Origin of the sequence: Exiguobacterium sp. s83 (genome assembly GCF_018617095.1) — a bacterium.
Lineage (GTDB): Bacteria > Bacillota > Bacilli > Exiguobacteriales > Exiguobacteriaceae > Exiguobacterium > Exiguobacterium profundum.
Genome location: NZ_JACSJP010000001.1, coordinates 317,733 through 338,105, shown reverse-complemented (window position 1 = coordinate 338,105; position 20,373 = coordinate 317,733). Strand labels below are relative to the sequence as shown.

The 20,373-nt window shown below is 45.3% G+C and carries 18 protein-coding genes and 1 other annotated feature; of the genes, 4 read left to right on the top strand and 14 right to left on the bottom strand.

Annotated elements, in window-relative coordinates:
* Nucleotides 1-40: 40 nt before the first annotated feature.
* From pepF to cls, 3 genes are read right to left on the bottom strand one after another with little or no spacing between them, the layout of a single operon-like run.
* A complete protein-coding gene (gene pepF, locus KNO73_RS01690) occupies nt 41-1,843 on the bottom strand; it encodes an oligoendopeptidase F (protein ID WP_214812122.1) in 1,803 nt (600 codons plus the stop codon).
* Nucleotides 1,824-2,921, bottom strand: a complete 1,098-nt coding sequence (locus tag KNO73_RS01685) for a competence protein CoiA (protein WP_214730892.1) — start codon at nt 2,919-2,921, stop codon at nt 1,824-1,826. The genes pepF and KNO73_RS01685 overlap by 20 nt, the downstream gene beginning before the upstream one ends.
* A gap of 12 nt (nt 2,922-2,933) precedes the next feature.
* Nucleotides 2,934-4,445, bottom strand: a complete 1,512-nt coding sequence (gene cls, locus KNO73_RS01680; protein WP_215111977.1) for a cardiolipin synthase — start codon at nt 4,443-4,445, stop codon at nt 2,934-2,936.
* An 83-nt stretch (nt 4,446-4,528) separates the two neighbouring features.
* Here cls and KNO73_RS01675 point away from each other — a divergent pair, with 83 nt between their 5' ends.
* Nucleotides 4,529-5,254 carry an SDR family NAD(P)-dependent oxidoreductase gene (locus KNO73_RS01675; protein WP_214813891.1) on the top strand — a complete coding sequence of 242 codons (726 nt, stop codon included), beginning with the start codon at nt 4,529-4,531 and terminating at the stop codon, nt 5,252-5,254.
* Between the two features lie 38 nt (nt 5,255-5,292).
* On the opposite strand, the gene KNO73_RS01670 is transcribed toward KNO73_RS01675, so the two are convergent.
* The 4 genes from KNO73_RS01670 to KNO73_RS01655 all read right to left on the bottom strand — a co-directional run bounded on the left by KNO73_RS01670 (nt 5,293) and on the right by KNO73_RS01655 (nt 8,130).
* A complete protein-coding gene (locus tag KNO73_RS01670) occupies nt 5,293-6,525 on the bottom strand; it encodes a DUF2254 domain-containing protein (protein WP_215111976.1) in 1,233 nt (410 codons plus the stop codon).
* 63 nt (nt 6,526-6,588) lie between these two features.
* On the bottom strand, nt 6,589-7,245 hold the full coding sequence (mecA, locus tag KNO73_RS01665) for an adaptor protein MecA (RefSeq protein WP_215111975.1): 657 nt from the start codon (nt 7,243-7,245) through the stop codon (nt 6,589-6,591).
* Between the two features lie 171 nt (nt 7,246-7,416).
* On the bottom strand, nt 7,417-7,815 hold the full coding sequence (spxA, locus tag KNO73_RS01660; RefSeq protein ID WP_015881217.1) for a transcriptional regulator SpxA: 399 nt from the start codon (nt 7,813-7,815) through the stop codon (nt 7,417-7,419).
* A gap of 177 nt (nt 7,816-7,992) precedes the next feature.
* The gene (locus KNO73_RS01655) at nt 7,993-8,130 is read right to left on the bottom strand and encodes a hypothetical protein (RefSeq protein ID WP_015881216.1); all 138 of its coding nucleotides are present in this window, start codon (nt 8,128-8,130) and stop codon (nt 7,993-7,995) included.
* A gap of 222 nt (nt 8,131-8,352) precedes the next feature.
* On the opposite strand from KNO73_RS01655, the gene KNO73_RS01650 reads away from it, so the two are divergent.
* Nucleotides 8,353-8,886, top strand: a complete 534-nt coding sequence (locus tag KNO73_RS01650; protein WP_215111974.1) for an HD domain-containing protein — start codon at nt 8,353-8,355, stop codon at nt 8,884-8,886.
* Nucleotides 8,887-8,963: 77 nt separating this feature from the next.
* Here the strand turns inward: KNO73_RS01650 and KNO73_RS01645 are convergent, their stop codons facing one another.
* The 5 genes from KNO73_RS01645 to KNO73_RS01625 all read right to left on the bottom strand — a co-directional run bounded on the left by KNO73_RS01645 (nt 8,964) and on the right by KNO73_RS01625 (nt 14,888).
* Nucleotides 8,964-9,914, bottom strand: coding sequence for an ABC transporter ATP-binding protein (locus KNO73_RS01645; protein ID WP_015881214.1), 951 nt, complete (start codon nt 9,912-9,914; stop codon nt 8,964-8,966).
* Complete coding sequence (locus KNO73_RS01640; protein WP_015881213.1) at nt 9,914-10,987, bottom strand: ABC transporter ATP-binding protein; 1,074 nt, start codon at nt 10,985-10,987, stop codon at nt 9,914-9,916. The genes KNO73_RS01645 and KNO73_RS01640 overlap by 1 nt, the downstream gene beginning before the upstream one ends.
* Before the next feature lie 23 nt (nt 10,988-11,010).
* Complete coding sequence (gene opp3C, locus KNO73_RS01635) at nt 11,011-12,036, bottom strand: oligopeptide ABC transporter permease (RefSeq protein WP_078146603.1); 1,026 nt, start codon at nt 12,034-12,036, stop codon at nt 11,011-11,013.
* Nucleotides 12,036-12,962: an oligopeptide ABC transporter permease gene (gene opp3b / locus KNO73_RS01630; protein ID WP_078146602.1), complete on the bottom strand. Its 927-nt coding sequence runs from the start codon at nt 12,960-12,962 to the stop codon at nt 12,036-12,038. Before opp3b ends, opp3C begins: the two co-directional genes overlap by 1 nt.
* Nucleotides 12,963-13,268: 306 nt before the next feature.
* Complete coding sequence (locus tag KNO73_RS01625) at nt 13,269-14,888, bottom strand: peptide ABC transporter substrate-binding protein (protein WP_078146601.1); 1,620 nt, start codon at nt 14,886-14,888, stop codon at nt 13,269-13,271.
* Between the two features lie 269 nt (nt 14,889-15,157).
* On the opposite strand from KNO73_RS01625, the gene KNO73_RS01620 reads away from it, so the two are divergent.
* Nucleotides 15,158-15,526 (top strand): DUF3899 domain-containing protein, encoded by a 369-nt coding sequence (locus KNO73_RS01620; RefSeq protein WP_078146600.1) that lies wholly within the window; start codon nt 15,158-15,160, stop codon nt 15,524-15,526.
* 42 nt (nt 15,527-15,568) lie between these two features.
* Nucleotides 15,569-15,777, top strand: a binding site (T-box leader).
* Between the two features lie 50 nt (nt 15,778-15,827).
* Complete coding sequence (gene trpS / locus KNO73_RS01615; protein ID WP_214684582.1) at nt 15,828-16,829, top strand: tryptophan--tRNA ligase; 1,002 nt, start codon at nt 15,828-15,830, stop codon at nt 16,827-16,829.
* 104 nt (nt 16,830-16,933) lie between these two features.
* Here trpS and KNO73_RS01610 read toward each other — a convergent pair whose 3' ends face one another.
* Nucleotides 16,934-18,592 (bottom strand): peptide ABC transporter substrate-binding protein, encoded by a 1,659-nt coding sequence (locus KNO73_RS01610; RefSeq protein ID WP_214684583.1) that lies wholly within the window; start codon nt 18,590-18,592, stop codon nt 16,934-16,936.
* A gap of 202 nt (nt 18,593-18,794) precedes the next feature.
* Entirely contained in the window at nt 18,795-20,327 is a 1,533-nt protein-coding gene (locus KNO73_RS01605; protein ID WP_215111973.1) for a peptide ABC transporter substrate-binding protein, read from the bottom strand.
* Between the last annotated feature and the right edge of the window lie 46 nt (nt 20,328-20,373).

Sequence of the window (20,373 nt, the reverse complement as noted above, 5' to 3'; positions counted from 1 at the left end):
ATCACATGACAACCTCTTTGTGCACATTGTCACATATTGTTCACGAGAACAATAATGATTCCATTTCATCAAGAACTGCCTCGAACTGATCGAGCGCCTTCAATACCGGCTCCTTCGTTGTCATATCGACACCAGCCGCCTTCAGCACCTCAATCGGATAGTCACTAGAACCCGCCTTCAAGAAGTTATCGATATAACGACGTACGGCTGGCTCCCCTTCTTCCATGATCTGTTGTGACAGTGCAGCAGATGCCGAAATCCCTGTCGCATATTGATAGACGTAGTAGTTGTAATAGAAGTGTGGGATGCGCGCCCACTCATATGAAATCTCTTCATCGATGACAATCTCGTCTCCGAAATAGCGTTTGTTCAACTCGAGGTACGTTTCATTTAAGTACTCCGGAGTGAGCGATACGCCTTCTTGAGCAGCTTGATGAATCATGTGTTCGAATTCAGCGAACATCGTTTGACGGAACAATGTTCCACGGAACGTTTCAAGCTGATTGTTCAGCAAGTAGAGACGCTCCTCTTTCGCTGTTCTCGTTTTCAACAAATGGTCATTCAACAAAGCTTCGTTCGTCGTCGACGCCACTTCTGCAACGAAGATTGAGTAATCGCCATACGGATATGGTTGCGATGTGCGTGTGTAATGACTATGCACAGAGTGTCCGAACTCGTGTGCGAGCGTGAACAAGTTATTGACGTTATCTTGCCAGTTCATGAGGATGAACGGTTGCGTATCGTACGCTCCCGAGGAGTAAGCACCGCTACGCTTACCACGCGTCTCTCGCACATCGACCCAACGCGACTCGAGACCGTCTTTGACAATTTGGACGTACTCTTCTCCGAGTGGTGCCAAACCATCTACCATCCATTGTTTCGCTTCCTCATATGACACTTTCATCTCGACATCTTTGACGAGCGGTGTGTAGAGGTCATACATATGCAACTCATCTAAGCCGAGCGCTCGCTTACGTAACGCGACATAACGATGTAACAAGTCGAGTCGTTCGTTCACTGCTTCTACAAGGCCGTCGTATACAGACTCCGGAATCGCATTATGGTGGAGTGCGGACTGTCTTGCACTTTCAAATTTACGCACAGTCGCATAGAAGTTATCTTTCTTCACACTTCCTGACAATGTCGAGGAGAACGTATTCAAATATTGCGCGTACGTCCCGTACATCGCTTTAAATGCCCCTTCGCGGACGCTTCGGTCAGCCGATTCAAGGAACGTGATATATCGACCGTGCGTCAACTCGACTTCTTCCCCTTTTTCATTTTTCACTTTCGGGAATTTCAAATCCGCGTTGTTGAGCATACCGAACGTCGAGCTCGATTGACCGAGCACATCTCCGGCTTGTGCCAAAATGGCTTCTTCTGCCTCTGTCAATACGTGCGGACGCTCAAGTGCCAACTCATCGAATGCATGACGATAAACGCGAAGTGACTCATTCTGCTCCATGAAGGCTTCAATCTGATTCTCATCAATCGAAAGCAACTCAGGTGTCATAAACGCGAGTTGCGCTGAAACTTGAGAAGCAAGTGAGCCGGCACGATCATTCAATGCTTGATAATGGCTATTCGCCGTATCTTCATCATAGCGCATATGCGCATATGTATATAGCTTATGTAACTGACGTGAGAGATCGTCCCGAAGTTGCAACGCTTCGTATAACGTCTCCGCCGACTCCCCAAGGCGTCCTTTAAATCCAATCAATTCCGGTACTTTCTCTTTTAACGCTTGAAAATCCGATTCCCAAGCCTCGTCATTGCTGTAGATGGTCTCTAAGTTCCACGTTTCTTCCACTGGAACTTGTTGTCTAGTCAATACCTCTGACATACGTCCACTTCCTTTTCGATGATTTAGTCGATTGTAAGATCAATCGCTGAAGTCCTTGAAACAAACGTGTATCGTGATGTCTGGCCTCCTCGTAATGCTTCGGATGCGGCCATGACCTGACATCACAGGATAGACGACTCGCATTCAAGAGTTGTTTCCATTGTACATGAAATGACTGGGAAAAGTCGCTTGTCGGTGTCACCCCAAATTGTCGACACGTTTTTTGAATACTCCATTCCACGGAATCGTGAGGTGACTCGTAGCGATTCAAATAAAGAACGGTTTGAAAATCAATCGGATGCACACGAATTCCCCAAAGCGATGATAGCGGAAGGTAACAGGCGGTCGGTAATAATGCGGGTAACAGACCAAGTGGATAGAGCCGATTCAATATGAGCCGTCGATTTAACGGAGATGGGTAAAGAGGCGACATCCGTTTACGACGAATCATCTCTGTCCATTCAAAAGCATCGAACCGGTAGTAAGCTTCGTACGGTGACGTGTTCACGGATGATGAGATTTCCCAGCTTCCGATTCCGTACTTAATCGAAATCGGAAATCCATTGAAGCGTAACAATCTCCCATTTCTCACCGTCAACAACCGATGTCTCTGAAACATTTCTAGACGCATCCATGGTTGAAACGATTGATTGCTTCTCAAATCGAGACCGCTCGCAATCCAAATGACATCAAGCCCCGCTCGTCGATAATCAATCGTTCGCTCGGCGTATTCTTCCGGTCGCAAGGGAGATGCCTGAATTTCGAACACGGTGTGCTGCCCGTCCATGTTCGTGAGGATGTCAGCCCGACGATTCTTAATCGTCACTTCTTGCTCGACTGGATAGCCTTTCTCTTGAAGCCACTGGCACACCGCCCATTTATCCTGATGGTGCGTGACCGATTCAGCCCTCCCACAGGTGTGGATATGCGCAAAATGTAGCCGTCGCTTCACACCTTGCTTCACAATCAATACTTCCTGACAAGTCGGACATCGAAAAGGAGCAAGTTGCTCTGCTTGCATCCGATTTAATGTAAAGGAATCAATGATATCCCCTTCCCGATCGATTGCAAACCGCATCTTGCTCCCTCCTCATAGCAATGGTGAAAACATTCTGGCTAATGATTCAACGAGTTTGATAAAGAATGACCGTTTCGCGAACTCTTCTAATACGAGTTCGTGAGACCCTTCGAAATCATCATATAAGTCTTGTTTCAGTTGATGGACTGAGTTCGTGTTATAGAGGAGCGCATTGACCTCGAAGTTCAAATGAAAGCTCCGAAAATCCATGTTCGCCGTCCCAATCGTGGCTAATCCATCATCCACCACGATGACTTTCGAATGCATGAATCCCTTCTCATATAGATAGATCTTTACCCCGGCGAGTAACAGTTCTTCGTAATAGGACCGACTCGCGTAGAACACGATTTTATGGTCGGGATAACTCGGTAAGACGATGCGGACATCAATTCCTGATAATGATGCCGTCTTTAAGGCACTCATAATGTCCTCATCCGGAATCAAGTAAGGTGACGAAATGTAGACAGATTTTTTCGCAGCATTGATGAGTGAAAAGTAAATGGACTTCATCGTCTCATACGGTTCATCCGGTCCACTCGCAACGATTTGAACCCCTCCGCTCGCACTTCTTACCGTTTCAAGCGGCTCTAGATAGAACGGTGTGAACAGGCGTTCCCCAGTCATGTAATACCAATCTTGCAAGAAAATCAATTGTAGTTCAGATACCCCTTCTCCTCTGACATACAGATGGGTGTCGCGCCAAAACCCGAACTTAGAGTGCTCACCCAAGTACTCATCCCCTACATTCAAGCCACCTGTGAATGCCTCCGTACCATCGATGACCACGATTTTTCGGTGGTTTCGATAGTTCGTCTTACTTGAAACGAGTGGCAATACAACTGGAAAGAACGCCTGGACTTGGACACCGGCTTGCTTCATCTCTTCAAAGAACGTGCCGCTCGTATGAATGGACCCGACGGCATCATACAAAAATCGGACTTCGATCCCCGCCTTCGCTTTTTCGATCAAGATCCGCTGTATTTCCCGAGAAATGCGATCTTCCCGGAAAATATAATACTCTAGATGGATGTGTCGGGACGCTCCTTTCAGAGCCGGCAATAACTTCGAAAATTTTTCACGGCCGTTCGTCAAGATTTGCGTATACGTATTCGATGAGACCGGTAGCTGGTTCAACGAAGAAGTCAAATGCATCAGCTTCTCGTAATCGTCGTGGGCGAACATGAGGGACGGCGATAACGTCATCGCTTTCTGACGATAGGCCAAGTACGTCTCTTCATCAAGCATCGCTTTTTCTTTGAACATTCGTTTACGGCGATAGTTCTGACCGAATACAAAGTATGCGAATAATCCGATGACCGGAAAACCAATCATGACAATTGCCCAAATGAGCGTACGTTGTGGATTTCGATTTTCAAGTAAGATGACGAGCAATATGCTGAACGTTGTCAAAAAGACGAGAATCGAGAACAATCCGATTACTTGTGAGCTCCAGTAATACGATAATATCGCAATGAGTCCTGCGAGCAAAATGAGGGAAAAGAGTACTTGTATGCGTCGCAACATATTATAAGCTGACCTCGTTTCTGTCATGTATTATCATTAATTATACATCGTAACGTCATCTTTTTGAGGGGAGCGAATGAATTATGGGGACTTTTCTGATCACCGGTGCGACAAGTGGGATTGGTCGCGCCGTCGCTTTGCAGTTGACTGGTAAGGGGCACCGTGTCATCGGGATCGGTCGGGATGAAACAAGAGGCGCCGCTCTCGAGTCTGATTCAAATGGACAAGCCACATTCATTCGAAGTGACCTTGCTTCGATAGAGGACATCGACCATCTTTTCTCTCAATTGAAAGAACAAGGTGTGACCTTGAACGGATTATTCAATAACGCTGCCACATTCGGCAGACCGGGTACCCCTGAGCGTTTGACACATGAGTCGTATACTGAGGTGTTCGAGGTCAACCTGTATGCGCTGAACACCGTCACACAACACGCCATTCCCTTGTTTGACCAAGGAGCGAGTGTCGTCAACAATGCCGCCATCGTCGGGCACGTCAAGTTCCCTCCGATGCTCGCGCACTATGCCGCTTCAAAAGCGGCCGTAGTGGCCTTAACCAAAACGTTCGCGCACCGAATGAAAGGAAAAGTAAGATTCAATGCCGTTTGTTTTGGACCGATTGATACACCTCTTAGTCACAAGTTATACGGTGGTGAAGCGAAGTTTAAAGAGGCGATGACTCACCATTTCCGGGGACATGCCGCCCTCCCTGAGGAAGTAGCGCCGGTCGTAGAATTTTTATTGACTGATGCTTCAACTTACATTAACGGCCAAGCCATCACAGTCGATGGCGGATATACATTGTCTTGAACAGAGACCACCTCTTCTTTTGAACAGGTGGTCTCTACTCATGTCGTCATCTTTTTGGCCCGATTGATCTTATTGTGTAAATAGTTCTGTTCTTTCACATGAAGACGATCCCAATCAATCACATCCACAAAATATTGAATCATGTCCTCAAAGGTCGAATCGAGCGTTTCATGCGCTTGAAGGCGCGCCATTCGAATCGCTTCAAACACGGACCCCATCACAAAGATATCTCGGCTCGCATAAGTCTGCATCGGCGATAGCGATTCAAATAGAATCGTCTCAAGCGTTTTTCGTTTCACATGCCAGTCAGACTTCCCGTTCGAATACAAAAAATCACCATCTGGTAATTCACAAAGTTCTCTTAAAATATCCCCGATGTAATGAATCGCATGAATTGCGGTGTTCGGATCATTGATTCCTGGAGAGATTCCTCTTAGCGCAATCTCACTCAATTTTTCAATCGCAAATGACGGTTCTTGCATCGAAGAACGCACTTCCCCAATCTCAAATAACTCGATATCCGGTGCGTCCTCGCCTTTCCAAAACCCGAGTAAATCACCTTTGGCAACGAAATCCCCGACGGCTACGACGGACTCAAAGTCCGTTTCATGATCTCCTTGTTTCTCTCTTAAAAACAATCGGATGTACCCCGTTTGCGGAGCTCGTACCGCTTGACCTTCCAATGAATGGACAGATCGAGGCAAGACGAGATGAACCTCATCCGACTCAATCGCATCTTTTTGCTCGCTGATGACGGAGAGCGCTTCTTTATGTAACGCGGATAATAGACGTTCCGCCTGAATCGAAACACTGATCGTCTGGATGAACTTGACGAATGCCCAAATCGAACCAATAACTAAGAGCACACTGATCCCGGACGACAACACGACGCCTTCATCTGCCGTACGGACGAGGAATAGGTTCGAAATTCCATAAACCGTCGTCATGATGAAAAGACCGAGCGTATGCTTGGCCGACGTGTTCGTCAAAAAGTTATTGATTGTCCGGGGAGAGAACTGAGAGGAATACGTTGTCAATACGACCAGAATCGTGGAAAAACTGAACGTCATCATCGTCATCAGGCTCGTAAATGTCGAAGACAACACAGACGCCGCTGAGTCCAGGTCTAAATAAATAAAGCCTGGTAATAAATCACGAAAGAAATCCCCAAACACTTGGGTTAATGCCGTTAATACGATGCCACCCGTTCCGTATAAAAATGGGACAAACCATGCACTGTCATCAAGTAGTAATCGAATTCGTCTCACCATACCAACACCTCTTTACCGTCGATTTGAAAAAATCGCCTGTCCAACTGAACAGGCGATGTGTCATTAGAAATAGTGACGCACTTTCGCAAAGACGTCGCCATCGAGAATGAGTTTTCCATACTCTTCAAGCATCGGTTGCGTCTGTGTGCTGAATGTTAAATATTCTGCTAAAAGACTGAGTGCATTCTCTTCGTCTTCCGGTTCCGTTTCATCCGGGAAATCAATCCACAAGTAGTAACGGTCTTGATAATGGTATAGTTTCAAATCAAGATCGCTGAACATGTCTCCTGTACGTTTACTCAGCGAAATGATTGCCTCGAAATCATTTGTTTCCATCGCGAGTGGTGCCCAAGCATCTGCCTCGGCTTCAAGTTCATCCAACTCACTCAATTGGTCGAGTACCGATTGTTGATCCCGTGCCTCATCGATTGCTGATCGAAGAAGCGAACCGAGTTCAGAATCGTCTTCCGTGTCCATTACATTTTTCGCGATTGTCACAGTCACTTCTAGACCTTTTTCAAAAGCTTGTACTTGAATCCATAGTGGACCATCAAACGAGATGTCTTCACGTTCGTGAGCCTCGTCCATCATTTGCCAGAACAGCTGCTCGCCACGTTCTCGGTTGTACCAAATTTCATCACGAGCAAAACCACGTTTTTCGATATCCACGTATGTGATGAAAAATTTGACGGTATTATCATTGATGCGCTCAATTTTCACGATTGTCCACTCCCTTCTCACCTCGCTCCCAATTCACATAAGGAGGAGAGGGGAAATTGTCTTGTTATCTTTGTACCCTTTTTAACATCGTTCAATCTAGATGAAGGGTTATAACTTTATTTTATAGGAAATAATCGATAATAAAAAGCACACTGCTTAAACAGTATGCTCTCATTCATTCACAAGTCGCTGGGCTTCCTGTAATTGGAACGTCCGAACTTTACGTGGCAAGAATCGACGAATCTCATCTTCGTTATATCCGACCTGTAAACGTTTCTCATCAATCAGAATCGGACGACGTAAAAGACCTGGATATTCTTGAATCAAATCGTAAAGCTGTTGAAGAGATAGCGCATCAACAGACACATCGATTTTAGAGAAGACTTTCGAGCGAGTCGAAATGATTTCATCCGTCCCGTCTTCCGTCATACGTAAAATTTGTTTAATCTCATTCAATGAGAGCGGTTCTGAAAATATATTTCGTTCTGTAAACGGGATATCATGTTCTTCGAGCCAAGCCCGTGCCTTTCGGCAAGATGTACAGCTTGGAGACGTATAAAGTGTGACCATTTTTCTTCCTCCCTGATCGAGTATGCGTCCATCTTTTTAAGTGACTCTATTTGTATACCCAAATTCGCATCCACTTAATTATAGTAATTCTTATTTATCAAAACTTCAATGATATTCTTTATCAATCAGATATGAAAAGAGGGCGCATTCGTTGAATGCGACCTTGAACGACCTAACTTAAGACGCAGGGATTCGAGAAACCGGTTGAGACACCGTCTCTTTCCCTGGCTTGACTTGTAAGTCTTTCAACTTTTTCTTCAATACTTCTTTCAAAAGTCTCTTTTTCTCTCGCAGAACTTTGTCACGTTCTTTCATGGCCTCTCACCCCCATACAGCGTAAGGAACCGACCGAGCATTACCGATTCTAAAAATCTTGAAGTTGCACTATATCTACATTTAAATTATAGCACACTCGTTTGTGAAATGTGAATCATTCTTACACGTTCATCTCAAATTTAAACGGATATCATTTGCAATGAATTGAAGAAACCTGTATAGTTTATAGAAATAACCTTTTTATTTTAAAGGAGGAGAGCGATGATGAGAATCACTTTAGAAACGATTATGAAACATCCGGTTACCCAAAAATATTTAACTCGATCTGGCTTAAAACATGCGGTCGACGTCAGTGAACGCGCTCTCGAAATGGCAACGAAACGTGGTCTTGATACAGATTTGGCGACGAAAGCTGCGCTTCTTCATGATATCGGACACTATGAATGGTATACAGAAGGTAAATGGAATTATGATTTGTATCGTCAGAACGATATCCATGCGATCAAGGGGGCCGAACGCGCCCACAAATTATTGATTCGTTTAGGGGAAGATCCAGCCCGAGCAAAAGAGATTTCTGTCATGATTCTCTTGCACACGGATTCCTACCTACCACCGAGTCGTATTCAACGAACTCCACTTCAACAGCTCGTCCATGACGCTGACACGTATGTGGAGCAGCCAGGCGGTCTTCATCATTACGAGACAATGGAAATTGAAGATGCGTTAGCTCGCGTCCGTCAAATCGACGCCATCGTGGAACGTCTTTCTAATTTACCACGCATCTCGAACGGATAATCAGTCACCTACTTTAATAGGTGATTTTTTTGTGCAAAAAAAATCCTGACTCAATAAATGAGTCAGGATTGATTTCGTTATACGAGTTGCGCTTTATACGCTTCGTACTCTTCGTCTGTGAGCGAGACATAGTGCCCCGGCTCAACTTCGCGAAGTGGCGGGATACTTGAATCTTCATCTGAACGGCCGACTGGACCTTTTGATGTTGACTCGTATACGATCCGCTTACGTGTACGTTCATGCTCCGGGTCCGGAAGCGGAATCGCTGAAAGGAGCGATTTCGTGTATGCATGAATTGGGTTCTCGTAAAGGCGATCTGCTGTCGCAAGCTCTACGAGGTGACCTTGATACATAACACCGATACGGTCAGAGATGTATTTAACCATCGACAAGTCGTGGGCGATGAACAAATACGTCAAATCGCGATCGCGTTGCAATTCTTTCATCAAGTTGACGACCTGGGCTTGAATTGAAACGTCAAGTGCTGAGATCGGCTCATCGGCGATGATGAAGTCCGGTTCAACCGCAAGAGCACGGGCAATCCCGATACGCTGACGCTGACCACCTGAGAATTCATGTGGATAACGGCTTGCGTGCTCTTTTGTCAAACCAACTGTTTCAAGAAGGTCATATACGCGATTCATGCGGTCTTCTTTCGTCTTCGCAAGACCGTGAATATCGATTCCTTCTGCAATGATATCGGCGACTGTCATACGCGGATTGAGCGAAGCGTATGGATCTTGGAAAATCATTTGCATCGCACGGTTGAATTTCAACTTGTCTGCCTTCGATTTTTTATCGTGGACGTTTTCGCCTTTGAACACGACATCACCATCCGTCGCGTCGTAGAGACCGATAATCGTACGTCCTGTCGTTGACTTCCCACAACCAGACTCACCTACGAGCCCAAGCACTTCACCTTTGTAAATATCGAATGAGATCCCGTCGACCGCTTTGACAACACGGCCACGACCAATTTTAAAGTGCTGCTTCAGGTTTTTTACCTCGAGTAATTTCTCGCGTTCCATTATTCAGCACCACCTTTCGTAAACGATTTTGCGAACGCACTGTCTGGACGATATTTGAGAGCGAGTTCACGAATCGCACGTGGCGGATTAACCGCTGGTGCTTGTGGGTGTAACAACCAACTTGAAGCAAAGTGTGTATCACTTACTTGGAACATCGGTGGCTCTTTCTCAAAATCAATCTTCATCGCGTATGGATTACGCGGTGCGAACGCATCCCCTTTTGGAGGATCGAGCAAGTTCGGAGGCGTACCCGGGATTGCCGGTAACGCTTCATTGCGGTCATCCGTCGGACGCGGCATCGAACCGAGAAGCCCCCATGTGTATGGGTGACGTGGTTCGTAGAAAATTTCATCAACCGTTCCTTTTTCAACGAGACGTCCCGCATACATAACAGCAACACGGTCAGCCATGTTCGCAACAACGCCAAGGTCGTGCGTGATGAAGATAATCGCTGTGCCAGTCTTTTGCTGAATGTCTTTTAACAGTTCAAGAATCTGCGCTTGAATCGTTACGTCGAGTGCTGTTGTCGGTTCATCGGCAATCAACACTTTTGGGTTACAAGCGAGTGCGATCGCAATAACGATCCGTTGGCGCATCCCACCAGAAAGTTGGTGTGGATACTGTTTCAAGCGTGCTTCAGGGTTTGGAATCCCTACAAGTGTCAACAGTTCGAGCGTACGTTTCTTCGCATCCTCACCCGTTAACCCTTGGTGCTGTTTCAACCCTTCTGCGATTTGCTTGTAAATCGTCATCGTCGGGTTGAGCGATGTCATCGGGTCTTGGAAAATCATTGCGATGTCGCGACCACGAATTTTAAGCATTTCTTTTTCCGAAAGTTTCGCCAAGTCTTTTCCTTCGAACATGATTTCTCCGTTCGTGATTTCACCTGGAGGGTTCGGAATGAGACGCATAATTGCCTTAGAAGTAACGGATTTACCTGAACCCGATTCTCCTACGATGGCGAGCGTCTCGCCTTTTTTCAAATCAAACGAAACACCACGAACAGCCTGAACTGTTCCTGCATATGTGTGGAACGAGACCTCTAAGTCTCGGACTGATAAAATCGTTTCCATGCACGAGTCCCCCTCTTTCTTTTTTATTTACGCATTTTCGGATCGAACGCATCACGCAAACCGTCAGCAAGCAAGTTGAAGCTGACCATAAGCAAGACGATGATGACAGACGGGATAATAAGAAGGAACGGGAATGTCCGTAGTTCTTTGTATCCATCGTTGATCAACGTACCAAGTGATGCCTGTGGTGGTTGAAGCCCGATTCCGATAAAGCTGAGGAATGCCTCGAAGAAAATAGCAGATGGAATCGTGAACATGAGTGTGATGATAATAGCACCCAATGTGTTCGGAATTAAATGTTTGAAAATCAAGCGTCCACTTGAAGCACCGAGTGTACGAGCTGCCAAGACGAACTCTTGGTTTTTGAGTTTAAGAATCTGCCCTCGAACGAGTCGACTCATCCCAATCCAACCGGTGATGGCCATGGCAAGGATGATGGTGAAGACACCTGGGTCAAAGATCAAGATGAACAAGATGATCAAAATCAAGTTAGGTACACCTGTCAAGATTTCAACAATACGTTGCATGATGTTATCCGTACGTCCACCGAAGTAAGCTGAAATACCACCGTACGCGACTCCAATGATTGTATCGATGATGGCTGCGACTAAACCGATGAAGAGGGAGATTCGTGTCCCTTCCCAAATCCGCGACCAAAGATCACGACCGAGATAATCGGTACCAAACCAGAAGTTTTCTTCTACATTCTTCTGTTCGTAGAAGTCGATTTCACGACCTCCAAGTGTTGCCAACCCATCAAATCCAGCCCATTCAAGTCCAGTGACTTTAGGCGGTAGTTTTGCTTGCGAGATGTTCTGTTCGTATGCATCTCGGCTTGAGAGCATCGGTCCAAACAAAGCGAGTGCGACGAGAATTAAAATAATCGAGAGCGAGATGATAGCCGCCTTGTTTTTCTTTAGGCGCATCCATGCATCTTGCCAAAAGTTCAAACTTTTTCCGGCAATCCGCTCACCAAGCTGTTCATTCATTTCAACTGGTGTGAACATGTCTTGGTCGAACTGTTCGTAATTCTTTTTGTTTTCAATCATCAGTTATTCCCCCCAAGACGAATACGTGGGTCCACAACCCCATAGAGCAAGTCGACAAGTAAAATGATAATAATGAAGAGGGCCGAGAAGAAGAGTGTCGTGCCCATGATGACAGAGTAATCATTCAACGTGATTGACGTAACGAACAATTCTCCAAGACCAGGTACTGCGAAAATTTTCTCGATAACGAATGTACCCGTTAAAAGTCCAGCTGTCATCGGTCCAAGAATCGTGATCGCTGGGATCATCGCGTTGCGTACCATGTGTTTCCATACGATGGCGTTACCCGTCAACCCTTTCGCTTTCGCGAGCGTGACATAGTCTTGTCCGGTTACTTCTAACATCTCGGTTCGGACGAAACGGGCAATTGATGCCGTAACCCCGAGCGATAACGAGATGGTTGGTAAAATCGTATGAGCTGGTGATTCCCAGAATGCTACCGGGAGCAACTGTAATTTAACTCCAACATAGTACTGAAGGAGGGCTGCAAAGACGAACGATGGGACGGAAATCCCGATTACCGATACGAACATTGCACCATAGTCAATTGCCGTATTGTGACGAATCGCCGCAACAACACCCAACAATACACCTAATAGAGTTCCAAGTACTAATGCCTGAACCCCTAATTGTGCCGATGGACCGATACGTTCCATAATCAACTCAGTTACTGGACGGTTAGCCGTACGGAACGATACGCCAAGGTCACCTTGTAGCATGTTTCCAATGTACGTCGCATAGCGGACCGGAAGCGGATCATTGAGTCCGTAGCGGTCATTCAACAATTGAATTTGTGATTCTGTCAGTTTTTCCTGGTTCTGATAAGGCGAACCTGGGAGCAGGTCCATCAGGAAGAACGTGAACGTGGCAATCAAGAAGAACGTGATGAGGCCGTAAGTCAGCCGTTGTAGGATATAACGTCCCATGAATAAAAACCCCCTGTTTTGTCTAATTCTTTCTACTACTTGCACCAACAGCATCACTATGACATATGACCTATTTTTCAAATTCACAAAATGAAAGGAATTTTCTGAAAGAATAGCTTATACGTCATCTCAAGGCTCTTAGTACAGCGACTGAAAATAAAGAAAATTCTTTTCAGAGATTATTCTGAATTTTCACTGTTACTACATTATACTTTACCAACAAAACATTTGAACAGTATTTTCTCATACTTCGCTAGAATTTTTTAGAAAATTGGGGACATGCGGTTAGCATGCCCCCTCCTTCCATTACTTAATATCAACGTATTTGTACTGGTAATCAGCACCAAATAATTGACGGTTGAAGTTCTCGACGTTTGGACGGATCAAGTATGCCACACCAGCTTGGTAGATAGGCATGATTGCTTGATCTTGTTCAATCAAGAGAGCTTCAGCTTCTTTGAACAAGTCGTAACGTGCATCGATGCTTGTTTCAGCAGATGCCTCATCAATCAACTTGTCATACTCAGATGACGAGTAGTTGATGTCGTTTTGTCCATTGTCTGAAGTGAAGATACCAAGGTTCGTAAGCGGATCTTGGTAGTCAGGTCCCCAAAGTGCGAATGACATTTGGTAGTCCCCTTTTGCTTCACGCTCAAGTTTGTTGTTGAAAGGTTGTTGAGCGATCTCAACCGTTACGTTCGGCAAGTTCGACTCGATTTGACCTTTCATGTACTCAGAGATTTGTTTCGATACTTCACTGTCGAACGAGAGGAGTTCGATTGTTGTTGCTTCTCCACCGGTTACTTCTTCCCAAAGTGAAGCAGCTTCTTCAGTGTTTGTTTTGAAGTATTCCACGCCTTCTGTATAATCCGTTCCGTCTTCATACTTGATGAAGTCTTTCGGGATGAATGACGTCGTTGCTACTGAACCGTTGTTCAAGAGCTGATCGATAATTCCTGATGGGTCGACTGCACGTGCGATTGCTTTACGTGCATTTACATCAGAGAAAAGTTCATCTTCATGGTTAAACTTGAAGTAACCAACTGCAGAACGAAGACCTGTGTTGTAATCTTCATCTTCTTGGAATGCTGCGACTTGTTCTGATGCGAGACCAGCATAGTCGACATCGCCCGCTTCATACAAGTTCACGACTGTAGATGTTTCTTTAACAACTTTCACATCAACTGAGTCGAGAGCAACATTTTCTGCATCCCAATATGATTCGTTTTTCGTTAAGACATAGCCTTGTTCACGATCCCATTTAGTCCATGTGAACGGTCCGTTATAAAGAAGGTTTTCAGGACCAGTCGTGAAGTCTTCACCTTTTTCTGTAGCGAATGCTTCGTTGATCGGAGTGAATGTACCGAACGAAGTAAGTGAAAGGAATGATGGGTCTGGACGCTCGAGTGTAACTTCGAGTGTCTTCTCATCGATTGCTTTTACGCCAAGCTCTTCTTTTGGTGTGTCACCAGTGTTGATTGCTTCAGCGTTTTTAACTGTGTTCATGATGTAAGCGTACTGTGAGCCTGTTGCAGGATCAACAGCTCGTTGCCAAGCGTAAACAAAGTCGTTTGCTGTGACCGGTTCCCCGTTTGACCATTCAGCATCACGAAGTTTGAACGTGTAAACCGTTTCGTCTTCGTTTACTTCTGGTTCGCCTTCAGCAAGTGCCGGGACGGCATTTCCATCTTTATCAAGACGGTAAAGACCTTCCATTGTGTTGGCGATCAAGTTGAATGCGACCGCGTCTGTAGCAAGAGCCGGATCGGCTGTTGTGATATCTGACGTATCCGTCAAACGAAGAACTTTTTCTCCGTTTGAAGAAGAACTGCCGCCATCAGAGTCTCCGCCTGTCGAACAAGCCGCGAGAACTGAACCGAGTGCCAAGATGATCGTCATCATGAGCAAAATCGATTTTTTCTTCATTGCGATTTCCCCTTTCATTTTGAAAAGCTAGCCGATCGTCGAATAAACATCTTACTTTTTCTTTAATTTTCTGAATATTTCATAAAGTATTCGACGAAAGAACGTTAGGGCTATTGTAAGAAATTTTTAATGAAACTGTCAACTATTGAATGAACCGCTATCATTCGACATCATTTTCTTACTCGCTTTATGCCCTACGTTCCTAGTATCATAGAAGAAACACGGAATGTTGACACATTTCTTTTATCGATTGAAAGGAGATTACATCGTTGAAAAAGTTTCGAAGTATATTTTTTGTTTGGGGAATTGTCACACTTCTCTATACCGTTTGGTCGATTTTTTCCTATTTCCTAAGTGAATCTTTCACGTTTCACTTAAGTGGTGGCTTATTTGTATCAGGTATACTCATCTTTGCCATCGGGATGTTCTCCCATATGAGTGCATCCGGTCTATTTGACGGAATCATGTACGGATTTAAACGCAATCGACGCGCAAGGTTGAAGGAAATTGATGCCGATTACGAAGAGGATGAGGAAGAAGATCCGGAAGATCGACAACTCCGTAAACAATCGGCTTGGAACTGGGTGTATGTCGGAGTTGGAAGTATCGCTCTCTCATTTCTCGTCGCTTTGATTTAATCTTTTCGTCACTTGAATCCTGTGCTAAACTAAATGCAGAATAAGAACACTTGGATGAAGACAAGTAATTCAATTCCCCTTTTCCTCAGAGAGTCTACGGTGCTGTGAGTAGATGAAAAGTTATTGAATGAATGGACTTCGGAGTGGCTCGCCTGAACAAAAAGTATGGCGAGACGGTTCACGCCCGTTAACGCGTTCAAGTGGCATAGTATATGCAAATTTGGGTGGCACCGCGGTTATTCGTCCCGATTTATTCGGGAGGACGACTGCGGTTTTTTATATTTTTCGGAGGTGTATTCACATGGCAACGATTTTTTCAGGAATCAAACCGACCGGCGTCGTGACGCTCGGGAACTACCTTGGCGCGATGAAACAATTCGTCGACCTACAAGACGACAACAATGCCTATTATTGTATCGTCGATTTACATTCAATTACTGTTCAACTCGACCGTGTCGAGCTCATGAACAACACGCGAAAATTAGCAGCACTTTATCTCGCGTCCGGTCTCGACCCGGAGAAAGCGACGATTTTCGTACAGTCTGAAGTAAAAGCACACGCTCAACTCGGTTGGATGTTAACTTGTATCGCCGGCATGGGCGAGCTCGGTCGTATGACGCAGTATAAAGACAAGTCGCAAGGCAGCGAGAATGTAGGCGCAGGGTTGTTCGTCTACCCGACGCTCATGGCTTCTGATATTTTGTTATACAATACGGAACTCGTTCCAGTCGGAGACGACCAAAAGCAACACATCGAACTTACTCGTGACTTGGCGGAACGCTTTAACAAACGTTATTACGAGACATTCACGATGCCGGAACCACTCATTCAAAAAGAAGGCGCACGGATCATGTCTCTCACGAATCCCGTGAAGAAGATGTCGAAATCGGATTCGAATGCCAAAGGATATATCTCGATGCTCGACGAGCCGAATGTCATCCGCAAGAAAATCAAGAGTGCCGTCACAGATTCGAGTGGTGTCATCTCATTTGATCGGGAGAATAAACCGGGGATTTCGAACTTGTTGGAAATTTACTCGCTTTCGACAGGGACCCCAATCGATGATCTCGTCAAACAATATGAGAACTCGAACTATGGGACGTTCAAACAAGATGTGGCGGAAGCGGTTGTTGCTCTACTTGAACCAATTCAAGCTCGTTATCACGAATTGCTCGACTCTCCAGAACTCGATGAAATTCTTGATGCCGGTCGTGCGAAAGCTGAAGCCGTCGCAAATAAGAATCTCGCGAAGATTGAAAAAGCGATGGGTCTCAGTCGTAAGCGCGCCAAAGTGAAAAAATAAGCTTGTTGTGACAGAACTCTCCATGTGAGAGTTCTTTTTTGTATTAAAAAATGTACATAAAAAGAGAGACAGGCGTCCCTGTCTCTCTTCGTAAGATGACTTGATTATTCTTTGCCTTCGATTGAAGCCCACTTGTAAGAGTAGTCGGCACCGAATGCGTGCTCAACGATTCCCTTAACGTAAGGTTTCGTGAGGCGAGCTGATCCACGTTGGTAAACTGGCGAGATTGCGTTCTCTTCAAGAACGATTTTCTCTGCATCTTGCAATTGCTTCCAACGCTCAGCTGGGTCTGTGCTTGCTTTCGCATCAGCAATGAGTTTATCGAACTCTTCGTTCGACCATTTACCACGGTTGTATGGTCCGTCTGTGACGAAGAGATCAACGAATGTCATTGGATCTTGATAGTCAGGGCCCCAACCAGCGAACGTAAACTCGAAGTCCCCTTTGTTTTCAAGGTCAAGTTTGTTGTTGAATGGTTGTTGCTTGATTGAAACGCTCATACCTGGAAGGTTCTTCTCAAGTTCACCTTTGATGAACTCACCGATTTGCTTCGCAGACTCTGAGTCGTAGTTGAGAAGTTCAAGTTCAACTTTGTCTGTTCCGAGCTCTTTGAGCCCTTCTTCCCAAAGTTTTTGTGCTTCTTCTACGTTGTAGCCACCGATGTCGCCATTGCCTTCACGGAAGTCTTTTCCGTCTGGACCTGTTACGAAGTCTTTTGGTACGAAGAAGTTTGCAGGGATTGAACCGTTCGCAAGAAGTGTTTCTGAGATCGCTGTTTTGTCATAAGCGCGGTCAATCGCGTTACGGATTTTTTGGTTGTCGAGTTCTTTCACTTTCGTGTTGAACTGGAGGTAGAAGATTGTTGGTTCAACGACAGTTGAGAAGTCTTCGTTGTCTTGGTATTGAGCAACGAGTTCAGAAGTCAAGCCTGTACGGTCCACGTCACCGTTTTCATACAAGTTAACACCTGTTGAAACTTCTTTAACGACTTTAACGTTGATTTCTTCAAGTTTAACTGTGTCAGCATCCCAATAGTCTTCGTTCTTGACCATCTTCCAGCCTTGCTCGCGCTCCCAGCTGTCGAGTTTGAACGGTCCGTTGTAGAGAGTCGTCTCTGCAGATGTACCGAAGTTTTCGCCTTGCTCTTTATCGAATGACTCGAGTTTTGGCATGAATACGCCGAAGCTAGTCAATCCGAGGAAGTAGTCAGCTGGTGCTGTCAATTTAACTTCAAGTGTTTGATCGTCGATTGCTTTAACGCCTACAGCATCGCGCTCGCCTTCACCTGTGTTGTACGCTTCTGCGCCTTCGATGATTGACATAACGTATGCATATTGTGATGCGTTATCTGGGTTGAGTACTTCTTTCCAAGCGTATTCGAAGTCGTTCGCTGTGACAGGCTCCCCGTTTGACCAAGTCGCGCCTTCACGGATTTTGAACGTGTACGTTTTCCCGTCCTCTGAAACTTTGTGGTCTTCAGCCATACCCGGAGTCGGGTTGTCTTCTTTGTCCATACGGTAGAGACCTTCGTTAACGTTGTTTAAGACGTTGAACGATACAGCATCTGTTGCGAGTGTCGGGTTAAGTGAAGGAATATCTGAACCGTCGAGCAAGTTGAGGACTTGCGCTTCGTCTGCAGAACCTTCCGAACCTGATCCATTTGAAGACCCTGTTTCTTCTTCCCCTGTCGAACATGCAGCTAGGAATGCACTAGATAGAAGTGTAACCGATGATGCTAAAGCAAAACCTTTTTTCTTATTCATTGCGATGACCCCCTGATTTTTTCGTTTTAACGAAGTGAATGATGGTAGAAAATTCAGTCATTTCTTCTGACAGTATTTGTTACCAAAATCCCGTTGATGCAATAATACAATATTCTGATAATTTTGCAAAGTGTTTATTTTGATTTTTCTAAAAAATTTTATCTATAGTCAAAAAGCCCGCCTACAGTGGCGGGCTTTTAGCTCAATTTTCGTATTTTTTCGCAAAGGTTAGGACATATGAAGGACCGATGACCGGAAAACCGATATGGTCATAACCTTTCTCGATCACATAAGAACGTCCAGCTTGATAGATTGGCATAACAACAGCCTCTTCTAACAGCTGTGCCTCCGCTTCTCGGAAAATCTCATTTCGTTCTTCCAACCGATCTGTTGAGCGAGCCTGATCCATCAATTGATCATACGATTCGCTGGCATATCGACTCGAATTGAGGACATCGTTTGTTTCAAATTGAGTCAAATAGGCGGATAACATCGGATAGTCCGGTTGCCAGCCTGATAGAGAAAACGCATAATCCCCTGAGACTTCTTTCCTAACTTTTTCTCCTAAGGGGAGCTCGATAATGTTAACGGTCAAACCATCCAACTGTTCCAAATTCTTCTTTAATTTTGCGGAGATTTGACGCGCTTCGTCATCGACAAAGCTGAGCAGCTCGATTTCGAGTTCATCTTTCTTCAGCCGTTTCTTCACGGTGTCAAACAATTGGTCTGCGTTTCCTTCTAATTGTGCGATCGAATCCTCTTGGGCGATGACGAGTAATCGTTCTGTCGTCTGTTCCGCTCGCGCGAGTGAATCCTCGATTTCCGACCGCTTAAGCGTCAATGCGATGGCTTGTCGGAACGCTACATCATTAAACGGGGCTTTTTTTACATTCGGCTTTAAATAAAAGACTCCACTTCGTGGAACGTCCTGTACGTTCAAAATTTCCTCATCAATCGTGGAAACGTCAAAATCGTATGGGACGGGTTGCATCCCTGTCGCTTCCGTCAAGTTCGCTTCACTATTAATGGTAATCGTTTCAAGTGTCACCTGTTCAGCTTCTCGGTACGTTTCATTTTTATGTAACGAGATGGTCGTATCTCCGATTGCCTTGATTTTAAATGGACCGTTCGTCTCTAGTTCTTCCCATGCTTCCACATTTGGTTGAGGTAAAAATGCGGGCATCGCCAAAATCTGTTCGAACCCTTCCATCGGACGGACAAGAGTCAACTCGAGCGTCCGGTCATCGATTGCCTTGACCCCTAGCGTATCCGGTTCTTGTTGGCCAAGTCCGATTTCTTTTGCGGATTGAACATCTGCTAGTAAGAAGCTGAACGGTGAATTCGAATCAACGTCCACGAGTTTTTGGAAGTGATCGACGAATGTTTGCGCGTCAATCGCATTCCCTTCTGTCGTCACACTCTCTTTTAATGTGAATGTATAGACCGTTCCATCTTCGGATCGCTCTAACTTCTCAACGAGCGCTGGTTCGATGGACCCGTCTGCTCCGAATCGATATAGGCCTTCATAGAGATGGGACAGGATTGTTTGAGATGACGGATCGATTGCTAGCATGACATCCGGCTGAGTCGGAAGCGACTCTCCGTAAATCGTCAATTGTTGTTCTTCGACTGGCACTAGTTCGCGTGACTGCTCTCGTTGTTCGTTCCAAATAAATAAAAAAAGGATAAGGACTGAACCTAACAAGGCGGCCACGATGAATGATTTCTTTTTCATTCGTTGCACTCCTTTCTGTTAGACCAACCCTTATACCCTAACCTTT

Bases quoted from the DNA above. Each gene is read 5' to 3' on its own strand.
- opp3b (WP_078146602.1), bottom strand. From the start codon at position 12,962: ATGGGACGTTATATCCTACAACGGCTGACTTACGGCCTCATCACGTTC.
- KNO73_RS01605 (WP_215111973.1), bottom strand. From the start codon at position 20,327: ATGAAAAAGAAATCATTCATCGTGGCCGCCTTGTTAGGTTCAGTCCTT.
- spxA (WP_015881217.1), bottom strand. From the start codon at position 7,815: ATGGTCACACTTTATACGTCTCCAAGCTGTACATCTTGCCGAAAGGCA.
- KNO73_RS01650 (WP_215111974.1), top strand. From the start codon at position 8,353: ATGATGAGAATCACTTTAGAAACGATTATGAAACATCCGGTTACCCAA.
- KNO73_RS01670 (WP_215111976.1), bottom strand. From the start codon at position 6,525: ATGGTGAGACGAATTCGATTACTACTTGATGACAGTGCATGGTTTGTC.
- trpS (WP_214684582.1), top strand. From the start codon at position 15,828: ATGGCAACGATTTTTTCAGGAATCAAACCGACCGGCGTCGTGACGCTC.
- KNO73_RS01685 (WP_214730892.1), bottom strand. From the start codon at position 2,921: ATGCGGTTTGCAATCGATCGGGAAGGGGATATCATTGATTCCTTTACA.
- KNO73_RS01610 (WP_214684583.1), bottom strand. From the start codon at position 18,592: ATGAATAAGAAAAAAGGTTTTGCTTTAGCATCATCGGTTACACTTCTA.
- KNO73_RS01675 (WP_214813891.1), top strand. From the start codon at position 4,529: ATGGGGACTTTTCTGATCACCGGTGCGACAAGTGGGATTGGTCGCGCC.
- pepF (WP_214812122.1), bottom strand. From the start codon at position 1,843: ATGTCAGAGGTATTGACTAGACAACAAGTTCCAGTGGAAGAAACGTGG.
- opp3C (WP_078146603.1), bottom strand. From the start codon at position 12,036: ATGATTGAAAACAAAAAGAATTACGAACAGTTCGACCAAGACATGTTC.
- KNO73_RS01640 (WP_015881213.1), bottom strand. From the start codon at position 10,987: ATGGAAACGATTTTATCAGTCCGAGACTTAGAGGTCTCGTTCCACACA.
- KNO73_RS01645 (WP_015881214.1), bottom strand. From the start codon at position 9,914: ATGGAACGCGAGAAATTACTCGAGGTAAAAAACCTGAAGCAGCACTTT.
- cls (WP_215111977.1), bottom strand. From the start codon at position 4,445: ATGTTGCGACGCATACAAGTACTCTTTTCCCTCATTTTGCTCGCAGGA.
- KNO73_RS01625 (WP_078146601.1), bottom strand. From the start codon at position 14,888: ATGAAGAAAAAATCGATTTTGCTCATGATGACGATCATCTTGGCACTC.
- KNO73_RS01655 (WP_015881216.1), bottom strand. From the start codon at position 8,130: ATGAAAGAACGTGACAAAGTTCTGCGAGAGAAAAAGAGACTTTTGAAA.